The organism is Enterobacter cloacae complex sp. P18RS, from assembly GCF_014982105.1.
In the GTDB taxonomy this organism is placed as follows: domain Bacteria; phylum Pseudomonadota; class Gammaproteobacteria; order Enterobacterales; family Enterobacteriaceae; genus Enterobacter; species Enterobacter hormaechei_C.
This window is the reverse complement of the sequence record NZ_JADCKV010000009.1, coordinates 58,596-73,017: the sequence shown is the minus strand read 5'-3', so window position 1 is coordinate 73,017 and position 14,422 is coordinate 58,596. Positions and strand designations below refer to the sequence as shown.

Here is a 14,422-nt window from a genome sequence, read left to right as displayed (position 1 = left end):
ATCACTTAACAAACATGGAGTAGTTATGTTAAACGGTTCCTGTAAAAAGGGAATGCTCGTGTTTTGCCTTAGCGTGCTGGCATTTAATATTCGGGCTGAGATTTCCTCTAATGCGAATGAATCTCTGGAACTGGCGCGAGCCATATTTGACAGCGATGCTTTAAAAAATAACGGGCTTGATCCGGCCATTGCGGATTACTATTCCCTCACTCCCCGTTTTACCCCTGGCTACCATAATGTGACGGTTAATATTAATGGTAAGCAGCGCAATATTATGCCCGTGAAATTTGATGAGGAAGGAACGCCCTGTATTGATAAAGCGTTTCTGGAAAACGCGGGCCTGATTAAACAGACGAAAAGAGGCACCTGCCCGAAGATTTATCACTACTGGTCCGGATCAACGATTCAGACTTCGCCGGATATTGATGAAATATCGGTTGTTGTACCACCTGAAGCGATCGACCCTGATTATGGCCGACAGTTCGCCGAGGTGCGCGGCGGACGTGCAGCCATGCTGAATTACTCCATGTTTGGCACCCATAATCACTATGATGATGAGAACGCTGACCGTTTCCAGTCGACCTTTGAAATGGGCTTTAATGCCGGAGACTGGATTGTGCGCAGCACGCAGTTCATTAGCGACGGCAGCGATCAGGATTTTGAGGTTGACTCCCTCTACACCTATGCCCAGCGTACCTTTACCGATTATGGCGTGATGGTGCAGGGTGGCCAGATTAACATCGCCAACAGCCGCTTCAGTATTCCGGGAATTTACGGGGTCCAGATGATGCCGGATACCGCACTCACTCCTCAGGTGGGGACGGGCGTCGAAGTCAGCGGTATTGCCCGTAATCCGCAGGCGCGCGTCGATATCCGCCAGGGCGGACAGCTTATTTACTCAACGCTGGTTCCTGCCGGTCCGTTCAACCTGGATGACGTGCCGCTGGCGAACCTCAACACCGACCTGAACGTAACGGTCACCGAGACTGACGGCAGCGAAAACCGATTCACTGTCTCGGCAAGTACGTTCCGCAGCAATCATATAGGCCGTGCCCCGGGCTTTACGCTGGCTATGGGCCGCGTTGAAAACATGGACTCACGCTTTGAAAATCCGTGGGTGGTGTCCGCCAACAACGGCTGGTCTGTCAATAAGCGTGTCAATTTCCTGGCCGGTATGGTGATGGCGGATAACCACTATTATGGCTTCTCCGGCAACCTCGATACCATACCGATGCAGAACCTGTATGCCTCGTTGGGTTTTCTGGCGTCAATAGACAACCAGACGCAAACTGACGGCAACAAAACGACGCTGGATCTGGGTTACTCCCTGCCGTGGGGCATTGGGCTTTCGCTGGGCGGTAGCTATGGCACACCGGACTATCGCGAGATGGCGGAACTTTACGGCGACGATGACGATATGTCGCAAACCAAATACGACACCAGCGTCGGTATCAACTGGTCGAGTACCACGCTGGGCCGCTTTTCCCTCAGCTATTATCGCAACGAGAGCTGGAACAGCGACTATGACAGTCGCCGGTTTATCTCGTCGTGGTCACAGACTTTTAAATACTTCAACGTGAGCGTGAACTGGGAGTCGGATGTCAGCCGGCACGACAGCAGCGACAACGATCAGTTTTACGTAAACGTGTCGATCCCGCTGGGACGCTCAGGCGTGACAACCAGCTCCTGGTATCGCGAGAGCGAAGGTAAGCGTTCTTACGGCACGCGGGCGATGGGCTCGCTCAACGCTGAGAACCAGTACACGGTGGGGGTCACTCAGGACCAGGAAGAGAACACCACCAGCTGGGACAGCTCGCTGAACAGTAATCTGCATTACACCAACCTGGCGCTGGCGGCAGGAGGAGATAACGACAGCAATACCAACTACTCAGCAGCATTAAGCGGCGGGATTGTCGCCCACAGCGACGGGGTGACCTTCTCGCCTTACCGCGTGACCGATACGTACGCCATTGCCAGACTGGATAAACCGGTGGCTGGCATCGAGATAGGTACCCCGCGCGGCGCGGTATGGACCGATAAATGGGGCCAGGCGATTATTCCTGCGCTGCCGCCGTTCCGTGAAAGCACGATTGAGATCAACACGGAAAGCCTGCCAGGCAATCTGGACGTAAGAAATGGCAGAACAGCGATCAAAGCGTCTCACGGCGCTGTGGCGAAGTGGGAGTTTGCGACGTTAAGCCAGCGCCGCGTGCTGCTCAGTATACGCCGTGCGGACGGTACGCCGCTGCCGGAAGGTGTCTCGATTGTGGACGCGGCAGGGGAGTATGTTACGAGTGCGCCAGAAGACGGCGTGATCTTCCTGAACGATATCTCTGCCAGCCAGCAGCTGTATGCGAAGCTGGATGAAGGGCGTTGCAGGCTGACGTACACCCTGCCGGAGGCAGAACCGAATAAATTCTATGAAGAGGTGACAGGGAAATGTCTCTGAATAACGTTCGTCAATACGCGCTGATGCTTATGCTGCTCTGCGGCGCAGCGGGACTTTCGGGAATGGCGCAGGCCGATGACGGCGCCTGTGAAATGATGTCGGCGGTGAAGAAAGTCGATTACGGGCGCTACCGTAAAGAGGATATGCGGCAAACGTCCGCTGAACATATTGGCAAAGTGTACAACGGTTATGCTTCTGTGATGCGTGAAGTTCAGGTTTCGGTGCTGTGTCCGGATGTGCGCAAAATGCGCATCTCCGTAGACGGGATTGCCCGACAGAACCTGGCGTATCGTTTTACGGACAGCGGCGCGATGAAAATCGAATTCAAAGATGGGCGGGTGGACGGGAACCCCGTGCAGCTGGCCGCGGTCGATATTGGCGCGGTAGCCGTTCAGGGAGGCGCTTCTCAGGTGACGCTGAAGCCGGAAAAAGCGCTGGCTGCGGTTAACGGCACGGAAGTGGCGGGCGAGCAGTTTGTCGCCACCATGATGATCACGACCTACCTTTCAGACAAGGCATTTAGCGTTACTAACACAACGGATTTTGAAGAAACGCTGACGCTCAATGTTGATACGCTTCCTGCGCGATAATCTCTGTTATGCCCGGCCGACCTGTTATGTCGGGCATATTTTCTAGTGGATCCCCGCCAGACGCAGCAGCGCCGTCACCACCGCCGCCGCGACGATCACCACAATTAACGGCATTTTGCGCCAGGCCAGAAACACCGCGAACCCCACCCCCAGTACGCGCGCCATCCCGGCAAAATGGTCCCCTTCATAAAACGTTGTTGCCAGCGCGACGGAGAACAACAAAACGGTTGCCGCGTCTGAAAGCAGCGCCTGCGACCGTTCAGAAAGCGCCAGCCGGCTACCGAGTTTCGCCCCGCCGAGACGCATCAGATAGGTTCCGGCAGAAAGAATGGCGATGCCGAGAATAAAGACCGTCATGTTTTCCATTATTTTTTCCTCGCGGCAAGGCCGAGCAAAGAGAGCAGCACCGGCAGGCCAACCGGCGCAAACGGTACGGCGGCCAGCGACAACACTGCGCCGCTACAGGCGCGGATCAGCGTGGTACGGTTTTTAAATGCCGGCACCACTAACGCCAGCAGGATCGCCGGGAACACCGCGTCCAGACCGATGGTTTCCGGGTCCGGCAGCAGCTTGCCGACCATCGCGCCCAGCACCGCCCCCAGCGGCCAGATGATTGCCACGCCCAGGCCGCACAGCCAGTAGGCCGCTTTACGCTGCTCGGCGGTTTTTTGCGACAGGCCGAACACCACACTTTCATCATTCATGATATGACAGCCCAGAAAGCTCAGGCCGCGCTTGCCCACCAGTTCACGCACCGTAACGCCGAACGGCACATGGCGCGCGTTAACCAGTAAACCGGCCGCTGCCGCTGCCAGCGGATTGCCGCCGCTCGCCACGATGCCGATAAACATAAACTCGGATGCGCCTGCCAGCACCGTGAGGGAGAGGACAAACGGCACCCACAGCGGGAAACCGTAGGCCATCGCCAGTGAGCCATAAGACATGCCGACCACGCCCACCGCGAGGCAGACCAGGACGATCGCTTTTATCGTGTCGCCTTTCAGGCAAGAGAGGTGATTCTTCATACCATTTTAGCCATATCGAACGTATTTCCATTATAATGAACGCATCAGAAACGTTTTACAAGACGAACGATTCGTTCGTTATAGAGAGAAAGAGGCCGTTATTATGACGCAGCCAATCAGCGTGATCGCCAAAAGCCTGGTGCGAGAGCGCCTGCGAACCGGGCTCTCACTGGCGGAAATTGCCCGCCGTGCCGGGATCGCCAAATCCACGCTTTCTCAACTGGAGTCTGGCAACGGCAATCCTAGCCTGGAAACGCTGTGGTCGCTTTGCGTGGCGCTGGATATTCCGTTTGCTCGGTTACTGGAGCCGCAGCAACCCGTCACGCAGGTGATCCGCCGCGGCGAGGGCACAAAAGTGGTTGCCGGGCAGGCGAACTACGAGGCGATTTTGCTCGCGGCGTGTCCGCCGGGGGCGCGTCGGGATATCTATCTGCTGCTGACTCAGCCGGGGGCAGACCGTATTTCCCAGCCCCATCCGCCTGGGTCGGTTGAGCATATTATCGTGACCCAGGGGCGGGCGATGGTCGGTCTGATCGACGCGGCGGAAGAGCTCGGCCCGGGAGATTACATTTGCTACCCCGCTGACCAGCCGCATATCTTTAAGGCGCTGGAGCCGGATACGCACGCGCTGCTGGTGGCGGAACAAAACTAACGAAGATACGGAAAATCATGTCGCTTAAAGCCATTGCCAAAGAACTGGGGCTGTCTGTTACCACCGTCAGCCGCGCCCTCAACGGGTATGACGACGTTTCTGCTGAGACGCGCGCCCGCGTGGAAGCGGAGGCCCAGCGCCGTGGCTACCGACCAAATACCTTTGCCCGTCGCCTGAAGATGGGCAAAATCGACGCCGTCGGGCTGGTGTTTCCGGTGCATCCTGTTCCGCTCAATAACAGCGTTTTTATGGACATGGTCGGCGAAATTAGCCACGAACTGGCGCGACATGAGATTGACCTGCTGCTCATCGCTGACGACGATCTGGCGGACAAACACAGCTATATGCGCATGGTGCAGAGCCGACGCGTGGATGCGCTGATTGTGGCGCATACGCTGGATCACGATCCGCGTCTTGAGCAGCTACAGGCCGCCGGGTTCCCGTTCCTGGCGCTCGGCCGCAGCCAGCTCCCGCAGCCGTACGCGTGGTTCGATTTCGACAACTATGCCGGCACATATCAGGCCACCCGCTGGCTGATCGAGAAAGGCCATCAGCGCATTGCGCTGCTGGGCGAAAGCAACAACCAGGCATTCATCACCCAGCGCCGCCAGGGCTACCTGGACGCGCTGCGGGAAGCCGGACTTTCCAGCGAATGGCTGCGCGCCATGCCCCCTTCGCGTCGCGTGGGGTATGCCACCACGCAAGAACTTCTCTCCCTGCCGCAGCCGCCCACGGCCATCATTACTGACTGCAACACCCACGGCGACGGCGCAGCGATGGCCCTGGCGCAGATGGGGCGCTTAACCGGTGAAAATGCCGTTTCGCTGGTGGTCTATGACGGCTTACCGCAGGACAGCATTGTCGATATCGACGTCGCGGCGGTGATCCAGTCTACCCGTCAGGGTGTCGGGAAACAGATTGCCGATATGGTGCGCCAGCTGATTAATGGCGACGACATTGACACCCTTCAGGTGCTCTGGCAGCCAGAATTCTCCCCAGGCCAGACTGCCTGATTACACCAAAAATTCCAAACCCGATCACAGATCCGAAACGTTTTGGTTTGTATCCGAAACGTTTCGGATCAACACTCAGGACATCCCGATGACAGGAGATGTCTGATGCAAGATTCCATTTTTCGACTTGAAAGCAATACGGTTGACGTGGTGGTAAAAACCCACCCGTTCGCCGAAATTCTCTACTGGGGGGCACACCTTCAGCACTTTTCGCCGCAGGATGTGCTGAGTATTGCGCGCCCGGTTGCTAATGGCAGGCTGGACGTCGACTCCCCCGTCACGCTGATGGCAGAGCTGGGGCATGGGCTGTTTGGCTCGCCGGGCATCGAGGGGCACCGCCAGGGGCTGGACGGATCGCCGGTATTTAAAACCACGCAGGTGCAGCAGGCGTTAAACGCCCTGACAATCACTGCTGAAGACGAGCATGCAGGCCTGCGTCTGACCAGTGAAATAACGCTGGATGCCAGCGGCGTACTGGTGGTGCGTCATGGGTTAACCAACCTGAAAACGCAGGCGTGGCAGGTGGATCGCTTTGCCGTGACGCTGCCGGTGGCCGAACGCGCGCAGGAGGTGATGGCCTTCCACGGACGCTGGATCAGGGAGTTTCAGCCGCACCGCGTGATGCTTGAACATGACAGCTTTGTGATTGAAAACCGTCGGGGTAAAACCTCCCATGAACATTTCCCGGCGCTGATTTCAGGTACGCCGTCATTCAGTGAAATGCACGGCAACGTCTGGGGTATACATCTGGGCTGGAGTGGTAACCACCGCTTGCGCGCAGAGGCGAAAACCGATGGCCGCCGCTATATGCAGGCCGAAGCGCTCTACCTGCCGGGTGAAATGGCGATTGAAGAGGGGGAAACGCTCTGGACGCCGCGCCTGTATGCCAGCCACTCCCCGCACGGGCTGAACGGCATGAGCCAGCAGTTCCACCGCTACCTGCGCGACAATGTTATCCGCTTCCCGGAAGATAAACCGCGCCCGGTACACCTCAACACCTGGGAGGGGATCTACTTCAACCACGACCCGGACTACATCATGCGCATGGCCGACGAGGCCGCAGCGCTGGGTGTCGAGCGCTTTATCATTGACGACGGCTGGTTCAAAGGCCGCAACGACGACCACGCCGCGCTGGGCGACTGGTATCTGGACGAGAAAAAATACCCGAACGGCCTAAAGCCGGTAATCGATCACGTTAAACAGCTCGGCATGGAGTTTGGTATCTGGGTTGAGCCGGAGATGATTAATCCGGATTCCGATCTGTATCGCGCGCACCCTGACTGGGTGCTGGCGCTGCCGGGCTACGCCCAGGCGACCGGGCGACACCAGCTGGTGCTCAATCTCAATATTCCGCAGGCCTTTGAATATCTGGTCGAACGCATGAGCTGGCTGCTGGGCGAACACGCGGTCGACTACGTGAAATGGGATATGAACCGCGAGCTGGTGCAGCCAGGGCACAAGGGCAAAGCCGCCGCCGACGCCCAGACGCGCCAGTTTTACCGCCTGCTGGACGTGCTGGGCGAGCGCTTCCCGCACATTGAGTTTGAATCCTGCTCGTCGGGTGGCGGGCGTATTGATTACGAAGTGCTGACCCGCAGCCACCGCTTCTGGGCGTCCGATAACAACGACGCGCTGGAGCGCAACACTATCCAGCGCGGCATGAGCTACTTCTTCCCGCCGGAGGTGATGGGGGCGCATATCGGTCATCATAAATGTCACGCCACCTTCCGCCAGCACAGCATTCAGTTCCGCGGGCTAACAGCGCTGTTTGGTCACATGGGGCTGGAGCTGGATCCGCTCACCGTCGATGCGCAGGAGCGTGAAGGCTATCGCCATTACGCCGCGCTGCACAAGCGGTGGCGAGAGGTCATTCATCACGGCACCCAGTGGCGCGTGGATATGCCGGACGCCACCACCCTGGCGCAGGGTATAGTGAGTGAAGATAAGACGCAGGGGCTGTTTTTGGTCAGCCAGCTCGCGATGCCGGATTACACCCTGATGATGCCGCTGCGCATGCCGGGGTTAGACGCCAGCGCGCTGTACCGCATCACGCTGCTCGATCACCCGAACATCCAGATTACGGGCGAGGGCGGGCACACCATGCGCAAGCTGCCTTCGTGGATGGAAGCGCCGCAAACGGTGAGCGGCGAGTGGCTGATGCAGGCGGGTATTGCGCTGCCGATTCTGGATCCGGAAACCGCCATTCTGATTGGTGTGGAACGCGTGTAAGGGTGACGGGCCGGGCAACCGGCCCTCCGTTGAGGATAAAAATAATGAACACAACAACCTGTACCCACAAAGACAACCCTAATTTCTGGATCTTCGGGCTGTTCTTCTTTCTCTACTTCTTCATCATGGCCACCTGCTTTCCGTTCCTGCCGATCTGGCTGTCGGACATCATCGGCCTGAACAAAACCCATACCGGGATTGTTTTCTCCTGCATCTCGCTGTCGGCCATTGCCTTCCAGCCGGTGCTGGGGGTCATTTCGGACAAGCTGGGGCTGAAAAAACACCTGCTTTGGATCATCTCGGTGCTGCTGTTCCTGTTCGCGCCGTTCTTCCTGTACGTCTTCGCCCCGCTGCTGAAAACCAATATCTGGCTGGGGGCGCTGAGCGGTGGGTTGTATATCGGCTTTGTCTTCTCAGCGGGGTCGGGGGCGATTGAGGCCTATATTGAGCGCGTAAGCCGCAACAGCTTTTTTGAGTACGGCAAGGCGCGTATGTTCGGCTGTCTCGGCTGGGGGCTGTGCGCCTCAACGGGCGGCATCCTGTTCGGCATCGATCCGTCGTACGTCTTCTGGATGGGGTCGGCCGCGGCGCTGTTGCTGATGCTGCTGCTGGTGGTCGCGAAACCGAAGCCTAACCAGACGGCGCAGGTGATGAACGCCCTGGGCGCGAATCAGCCGCAGATCACCGCTAAAACCGTTTTTACCCTGTTCCGCCAGCGCAGAATGTGGATGTTCATCCTGTACGTGATTGGCGTGGCCTGCGTGTATGACGTCTTCGACCAGCAGTTTGCCACCTTCTTCAAAACCTTCTTCGCCACGCCGCAGGAGGGGACCCGTGCCTTTGGTTTCGCCACCACGGCGGGGGAAATCTGTAACGCGATCATTATGTTCTGCTCGCCGTGGATCATTAACCGCATCGGCGCGAAAAACACGCTGCTGATTGCCGGGGTGATCATGGCGACGCGCATTATCGGCTCGTCGTTTGCCACCACTGCCGTGGAGGTGATTGCCCTGAAGATGCTGCACGCGCTGGAAGTCCCGTTCCTGCTGGTGGGGGCATTCAAGTACATCACCGGGGTGTTTGATACGCGCCTGTCGGCCACCATCTACCTGATTGGCTTCCAGTTTGCCAAACAGTCGGCGGCGATCTTCCTCTCCGCCTTTGCCGGAAATATGTATGACCGGGTCGGCTTCCAGGAGACGTATCTGATACTGGGCTGCTTCGTGCTGGCGATCACGGTGGTGTCGGCGTTTACGCTGAGTGGCAGGCGGGAGATTGCTGCCGCCTCGGGGGCAGCAGCGTTAACACATCAGTCCAGGTAAAACACCTCTTTCAGCGCCGAACTCACCGGGCTGTTATCCGGGTTCGACGGCATAACGTCACCCATATATTTCCACCAGCGCTGGCAGACATCGGTGTTTGCCACCGCGTTCCAGCGCTCTTCCGATTCAATCTCCACCGTCGCAAACAGCAGGTTGCGAGCTTTGTCGAGATAGATGGCGTAGTGGTGCGCGCCGTGGGCTTTCAGTACCGCCTCCAGCTCAGGCCAGATCGGGTTGTGGCGACGTGCGTACTCCTCGTGCGCGTCCGGGTTTACCTGCATCACAAACGCTTTGCGGATCATAAAGCCTCCAGGTACAGCTCGCGGACCTCATCGCGGCTGGCGGTGCGCGGGTTGCACGGCGCGCACGGGTCGGCGAGGGCTTTATCCAGCCAGCCTTCAATATCGGCTTTGGTGACGCCGAGCTGGCTAAATCCGGACGGAATGCCGACGCGAGCGCTCAGGTCGCGAATCGCCTGAATGGCCGACATGCTGGCCGCTTCATCGCTCATGCCGCGCGTGTCAACGCCCATCGCCTGCGCCACGCGGGCAAATCGGGCAACCGCGTTCGGGCGGTTAAAGTTTTCGATGATCGGCAGCAGAATGGCGTTGCACACGCCGTGCGGCAGGTTGTGCGTCGCGCCCGGCTGGTGCGCCAGGGCGTGCACCAGCCCCAGACCGGCGCTGTTAAACGCCATGCCCGCCAGATACTGACCAAAGGCCATCTGCTCGCGCGCTTCCAGGTTGTGACCGTCGTCGACCGCTTTCGGCAGCCAGAGGTTGATCAGGCGAATCGCTTCCAGCGCGTTGGCATCGGTCAGCGGGTGCGCGCCGACGGACACGTAGGCTTCAATGGCGTGGGTCAAGGCATCCATGCCGGTTGCGGCGGTCACGGAGGCCGGAATATCAAGCATCACGCTGGCATCGTCCACGGCGATATCCGGGATGATGTTCGGGTCGATAATCACCTCTTTCACCTGTCGCGCGGCGTCAATGATCACCGCGTTGCTGGTCATCTCCGCCGCCGTGCCTGCGGTGGTGTTGATCGCCACCAGCGGTACGCCCGCGTTTTTTACTTTGCCGACGCCGGAGTAATCGGTTGACGGACCGGGATTGGCGGTGAGGATTTTGATCGCCTTGGCGGTATCAATCGGGCTGCCGCCGCCAAAGGCAATCAGGTAATCACACTCCGCATCCTGATATGCCGCATAGCCTTTTTGCACCAGCGCTTCCGTCGGATTCGGGAATACCTCATCGAACAGGTGATACGACATCTGAAGGGCGTCGAGCGCGGAAAACAAACTGTCGAGCAGGCCAAGTTTCACCAGCTGGCCGTCGGTGACAATCAGCGCTTTTCCCCACTGTTTGTTTGCCACCAGATTGACCATATCGCCGATCGCGCCCGCGCCGTGCAGGCTGATTTTGGGGAGTGCCAACATAAAGCTCATGATAATTCTCCTTAATTACTGTGATTTTTATGCCCGGCGGCGCTGCGCTTGCGCGGGCCTACGGTTAAGTAGGCCGGGTAAACGCAGTGCCACCCGGCTATGAGATCCGTCTTCGCTGCATCACCCGGCGGGTAATAATCGGCAGCGAAATCACCACGATCAGCATCGCGCCGATAATCACCGACATCACAATGCCGGGCACGTTGAGCAGGCTCAGGCCGAAGGTCACCAGCCCCATCAGGAAGGCGGCGATAATCACGCCCACCATGCTGCCGGACCCACCGAGAATATTGACGCCGCCGAGCACCGCCATCGTCACCACCGCCAGCTCCCAGCCCATCGCGATGGTCGGGCGGGTACTGCCCAGACGCGAGGTGAGTAGCACCGACGCCAGGCCGGACATCAGTCCTACCAGCGCAAACAGGATCAGGTTGTGGCGCTTCACGTTGATGCCGGAGTACCACGCGCCGGTCGGGTTGTTGCCGATGGCGTAGGTGCGGCGGCCAAAATTGGTGCGGTGCAGCACAAAGGCAAACAGAGCGGCCAGCACGATAAACAGCGCGAACTCAAACGACAGCGCGCCCCAGACGTAGCCCTGGCCGAACCAGGCGAAGCTCTCCGGGTAGCTGTTCAGCGCCTGGTCCCCGAGCAGGATGTAGGTGATCCCGCGGTACAGGCTCATGGTGCCGATGGTGATGACGATGGACGACAGGTTAAAGCGCGTCACCAGAATGCCGTTGAACAGCCCGCACAGTAGCCCGACGCCTAATCCCACGCACACCAGCAGCGGCGTATCGACGCCCGCCGCCGCGCAAAAGCCCATCACCGTGGAGCTGAGCGCGATGGTGGAGGCCACAGACAGGTCAATTTCCCGGGCGATAATCAGCATCGCCATCGGCAACACAATGATCGCTTTTTCCGTGAAGTTGAACGTCGCGTCGGAGAGGTTCCAGATATTGAGGAAGTAGGGCGAGGCGAGCGCGTTCACCACAAACACCGCCAGCGTCACCGCCAGCAGGAAGCCCTCCCAGCACAGCAGGCGCTGGAAGATGCCCGGCGCAGAAGTGGGTTTGAACTCTTCAGATGTCATCATTTTGCTCATGGTTTCACCGCCAGTTTCTGACGTGCCAGCGCCGCGTCGCGCAGGATCAGCCTGCCTTTGCGCCTGTTGCCGCGCTCGTTCAGCAGCACAGCGATGACAATGACCGAGCCGGAAATCGCCATCTGCCAGAACGGGGAGACGCCGATCACCGGCAGGGCGTTGTTGATGACGCCAAGGAACAGCGCCCCGAACAGACAGCCGAGCACGCGGCCGGTGCCGCCCATGGTGCTGATCCCGCCAATCACACAGGCTGCCACCACCTGCAATTCAAAACCGTTAGCGACGTCAACATACGCAACGGCAAAGCGTGATATCCACAGGTAGCCGCAGAACCCGGCCAGCAGACCGGAAAGGCAGAAGCTGATGAACTGCATTTTCCCGGCGTTGATCCCGGTGTAGTACGCTGCCGTGGCGTTCCCGCCTGCGGTGTAGAGCGCCCGTCCGGTGCGACTGTAGCGCAGGAAGTAGCCCACCAGCAGCAGTACGGCGATGGTGCACCAGCTCAGCACCGGCAGGCCCAGCACTGACGCACGCGGCAGGCCGAGGAAGTCTGCACCCATCTGGTTGGAGTTCACCCAGCCGCCGCCGGAGAGCAAAAAGATCATTCCGCGGTAGATGCTCATGGTGCCGAGCGTCACCACAATCGCCGGAATGCCCAGTTTCCACACCAGCAGGCCGTTTATTGCGCCCATCAGCAGCCCAAGCGCGCTGGCAAGGATCAGCAGCGCCCAGACGGGCACGTCCGGGTAATGGAAATTAATCAGGGCGACAATCATCCCGGTCAGGGCCAGATTAGCCGCCATCGACAGGTCGATGCCTTTAGTGAGCAGCACCATCATCTGCCCGAGCGCGAGGACGATCAGAATGGCGGTGTCGTTAAACATCTCCACCAGGTTGCCCGGTGCGATAAACGATGGCACGCGGCTGCCAATGGCGACGACCATCAGGACAATCACCGCGCCAAGCAGCGCCTCGCGGTGTTTTAAGAGTGAGCTAAGCATTTATGCCGCCTCCTGTTTTGCACCGCTGGCGGCGCTGACGATGGTTTCCGCCGTCGCGTCTCCCGCCTGGTATTCGGCCACCATCAGCCCCTCGTGCATGACGATAATGCGATCCGCCATGCCCATCACTTCCGGCAGTTCGGACGAGACCATAATCACCGCCAGCCCCTGACTGACCAGCTCGGACATAAACTGATGCACGGCTGCCTTTGAGCCGATATCGATGCCTTTTGTTGGCTCATCGAGGATGATCACGTCAGGGTACGTCGCCAGCCATTTGCCGATCACCACCTTTTGCTGGTTGCCGCCAGAGAGGGTCTCCACCGCCTGCTTCCAGCTGAAGGCTTTCACTTGCAGGCGTTTGGCGTACTCGTCTGCCAGCTTCCATTCGCGGTCGTCGTGCAGTACGCCGTTCGGATTGAGCCTGCTGAGCTGAGGCAGGCTGATGTTCTGGGCAATCGGCAGGGCGATAATCGCCCCCTGTTTCTGCCTTTCTTCCGGCACGCAGACGATACCGGCTTTGATCGCATCCGCAGGCTGGCGGAAGCGCCGGGGCTGGCCATTGAGGATAATTTCCCCGGACGATGGCCGCGTGACGCCGGAAAGCGCCTGCATCAATTCGGTACGCCCGGCACCCACCAGCCCGTAAAAGCCGAGGATTTCCCCTTTACGCAGGGAGAACGAGATATGCGCAAACTCGGTCGGATGGCAGAGGTTTTTCACCTCCAGCACCGTCTCGCCTTTTTCGCAGTCGATTTTCGGGAAGGTTTGGGTAATGGCGCGCCCGACCATCATCGACACCATCCGCTCCTCGGTGATCTCATTTATTGCCCCTGCACCGACGAACACGCCGTCGCGCAAAATGGTGTAGTGATCGGCCAGCTCAAAAATCTCGTCGAACTTGTGGGAGATAAACAGGATGGCTTTTCCCTCCTGCTTTAAGCGCTCCACAATCTGGTAAAACTCGAGGATTTCATGCTGTGACAGCGCCGCCGTGGGTTCATCGAGGATCACCACCTGCGCCTCAAACGACAGCGCGCGGGCAATCGCCACCATGTGACGCTGGGCGATGCTCAGGGTTTTCAGCGTTGCGCGCGGGTCGATTTGCACCTCAAGGCGGGCGAGAATAGCCTGCGCCCGGCGGTGCATTTCCGGCCAGTCGAGCTTTTTCAGGAAGCCTTTGTGAAGGTACTGACCGACAAAGATATTTTCGGTGACCGAGAGTTCATCAAACAGCACGGTTTCCTGGTGAATGGCGGTGATGCCCATTTTATGCGCCGACTCCGGCGTCGGAAGGTGAACGGGGATCGCCTTGTAGAGAATTTCTCCCTCGTCGGGCTGGTATATGCCGGTCATCACTTTGACCAGCGTCGACTTGCCCGCGCCGTTTTCGCCTATCAGGGCGGTCACTTTGCCGGGCCACAGCGCAAGCTGCACGTTCTCAAGAGCACGCACGCCGGGGAATACCTTGGTGATGCCAGAAAGCTGTAGCAATGGGGTCATGATAGTTCTCCTGGACAGGGGAATTTGTAGGGCGGGTAAGCGGCAGCGCCACCCGCCTTTTGCCGGATGGCGCTACGCTTATCCGGCCT

The 14,422-nt window shown here is 58.8% G+C and carries 13 protein-coding genes; 6 read left to right on the top strand and 7 right to left on the bottom strand.

Features of this window, described 5'->3' with window-relative positions; all coding sequences use genetic code 11:
• The first annotated feature begins 25 nt into the window (after nt 1-25).
• Complete coding sequence (locus INF61_RS06860) at nt 26-2,449, top strand: fimbrial biogenesis usher protein (RefSeq protein WP_109937888.1); 2,424 nt, start codon at nt 26-28, stop codon at nt 2,447-2,449.
• Complete coding sequence (locus tag INF61_RS06855; RefSeq protein ID WP_017382680.1) at nt 2,440-3,039, top strand: hypothetical protein; 600 nt, start codon at nt 2,440-2,442, stop codon at nt 3,037-3,039. The genes INF61_RS06860 and INF61_RS06855 overlap by 10 nt, the downstream gene beginning before the upstream one ends.
• A gap of 42 nt (nt 3,040-3,081) precedes the next feature.
• Here the strand turns inward: INF61_RS06855 and INF61_RS06850 are convergent, their stop codons facing one another.
• Both INF61_RS06850 and INF61_RS06845 read right to left on the bottom strand, forming a co-directional pair.
• Nucleotides 3,082-3,405 carry an AzlD domain-containing protein gene (locus INF61_RS06850; protein WP_015569921.1) on the bottom strand — a complete coding sequence of 108 codons (324 nt, stop codon included), beginning with the start codon at nt 3,403-3,405 and terminating at the stop codon, nt 3,082-3,084.
• Nucleotides 3,405-4,064 (bottom strand): AzlC family ABC transporter permease, encoded by a 660-nt coding sequence (locus tag INF61_RS06845; RefSeq protein WP_015569922.1) that lies wholly within the window; start codon nt 4,062-4,064, stop codon nt 3,405-3,407. The genes INF61_RS06850 and INF61_RS06845 overlap by 1 nt, the downstream gene beginning before the upstream one ends.
• A gap of 103 nt (nt 4,065-4,167) precedes the next feature.
• Here INF61_RS06845 and INF61_RS06840 point away from each other — a divergent pair, with 103 nt between their 5' ends.
• The 4 genes from INF61_RS06840 (at nt 4,168) to INF61_RS06825 (ending at nt 9,280) form a co-directional block, all read left to right on the top strand.
• Nucleotides 4,168-4,716 (top strand): helix-turn-helix domain-containing protein, encoded by a 549-nt coding sequence (locus INF61_RS06840; RefSeq protein ID WP_003861973.1) that lies wholly within the window; start codon nt 4,168-4,170, stop codon nt 4,714-4,716.
• A gap of 17 nt (nt 4,717-4,733) precedes the next feature.
• Entirely contained in the window at nt 4,734-5,729 is a 996-nt protein-coding gene (locus INF61_RS06835) for a LacI family DNA-binding transcriptional regulator (RefSeq protein WP_003861974.1), read from the top strand.
• A gap of 105 nt (nt 5,730-5,834) precedes the next feature.
• Nucleotides 5,835-7,958, top strand: a complete 2,124-nt coding sequence (locus INF61_RS06830) for an alpha-galactosidase (protein WP_047716212.1) — start codon at nt 5,835-5,837, stop codon at nt 7,956-7,958.
• Between the two features lie 44 nt (nt 7,959-8,002).
• Complete coding sequence (locus tag INF61_RS06825) at nt 8,003-9,280, top strand: MFS transporter (RefSeq protein ID WP_015569924.1); 1,278 nt, start codon at nt 8,003-8,005, stop codon at nt 9,278-9,280.
• Here the strand turns inward: INF61_RS06825 and rhaM are convergent.
• The 5 genes from rhaM to INF61_RS06800 form a co-directional block, all read right to left on the bottom strand.
• Nucleotides 9,268-9,582, bottom strand: coding sequence for an L-rhamnose mutarotase (rhaM, locus tag INF61_RS06820; protein ID WP_015569925.1), 315 nt, complete (start codon nt 9,580-9,582; stop codon nt 9,268-9,270). The two genes, INF61_RS06825 and rhaM, sit on opposite strands and share 13 nt — an antisense overlap.
• Nucleotides 9,579-10,727, bottom strand: coding sequence for a lactaldehyde reductase (gene fucO / locus INF61_RS06815; RefSeq protein ID WP_193547636.1), 1,149 nt, complete (start codon nt 10,725-10,727; stop codon nt 9,579-9,581). The genes rhaM and fucO overlap by 4 nt, the downstream gene beginning before the upstream one ends.
• A gap of 97 nt (nt 10,728-10,824) precedes the next feature.
• Nucleotides 10,825-11,829 carry an ABC transporter permease gene (locus tag INF61_RS06810; RefSeq protein ID WP_015569926.1) on the bottom strand — a complete coding sequence of 335 codons (1,005 nt, stop codon included), beginning with the start codon at nt 11,827-11,829 and terminating at the stop codon, nt 10,825-10,827.
• On the bottom strand, nt 11,826-12,830 hold the full coding sequence (locus tag INF61_RS06805) for an ABC transporter permease (RefSeq protein WP_193547635.1): 1,005 nt from the start codon (nt 12,828-12,830) through the stop codon (nt 11,826-11,828). Before INF61_RS06805 ends, INF61_RS06810 begins: the two co-directional genes overlap by 4 nt.
• Nucleotides 12,831-14,333 carry a sugar ABC transporter ATP-binding protein gene (locus tag INF61_RS06800; protein ID WP_193547634.1) on the bottom strand — a complete coding sequence of 501 codons (1,503 nt, stop codon included), beginning with the start codon at nt 14,331-14,333 and terminating at the stop codon, nt 12,831-12,833. It lies immediately after the preceding gene.
• Nucleotides 14,334-14,422 lie beyond the last annotated feature (89 nt).

Bases quoted from the DNA above. Each gene is read 5' to 3' on its own strand.
- rhaM (WP_015569925.1), bottom strand. From the start codon at position 9,582: ATGATCCGCAAAGCGTTTGTGATGCAGGTAAACCCGGACGCGCACGAG.
- INF61_RS06810 (WP_015569926.1), bottom strand. From the start codon at position 11,829: ATGAGCAAAATGATGACATCTGAAGAGTTCAAACCCACTTCTGCGCCG.
- INF61_RS06840 (WP_003861973.1), top strand. From the start codon at position 4,168: ATGACGCAGCCAATCAGCGTGATCGCCAAAAGCCTGGTGCGAGAGCGC.
- INF61_RS06800 (WP_193547634.1), bottom strand. From the start codon at position 14,333: ATGACCCCATTGCTACAGCTTTCTGGCATCACCAAGGTATTCCCCGGC.
- fucO (WP_193547636.1), bottom strand. From the start codon at position 10,727: ATGAGCTTTATGTTGGCACTCCCCAAAATCAGCCTGCACGGCGCGGGC.
- INF61_RS06805 (WP_193547635.1), bottom strand. From the start codon at position 12,830: ATGCTTAGCTCACTCTTAAAACACCGCGAGGCGCTGCTTGGCGCGGTG.
- INF61_RS06850 (WP_015569921.1), bottom strand. From the start codon at position 3,405: ATGGAAAACATGACGGTCTTTATTCTCGGCATCGCCATTCTTTCTGCC.
- INF61_RS06825 (WP_015569924.1), top strand. From the start codon at position 8,003: ATGAACACAACAACCTGTACCCACAAAGACAACCCTAATTTCTGGATC.
- INF61_RS06860 (WP_109937888.1), top strand. From the start codon at position 26: ATGTTAAACGGTTCCTGTAAAAAGGGAATGCTCGTGTTTTGCCTTAGC.
- INF61_RS06855 (WP_017382680.1), top strand. From the start codon at position 2,440: ATGTCTCTGAATAACGTTCGTCAATACGCGCTGATGCTTATGCTGCTC.
- INF61_RS06845 (WP_015569922.1), bottom strand. From the start codon at position 4,064: ATGAAGAATCACCTCTCTTGCCTGAAAGGCGACACGATAAAAGCGATC.
- INF61_RS06835 (WP_003861974.1), top strand. From the start codon at position 4,734: ATGTCGCTTAAAGCCATTGCCAAAGAACTGGGGCTGTCTGTTACCACC.
- INF61_RS06830 (WP_047716212.1), top strand. From the start codon at position 5,835: ATGCAAGATTCCATTTTTCGACTTGAAAGCAATACGGTTGACGTGGTG.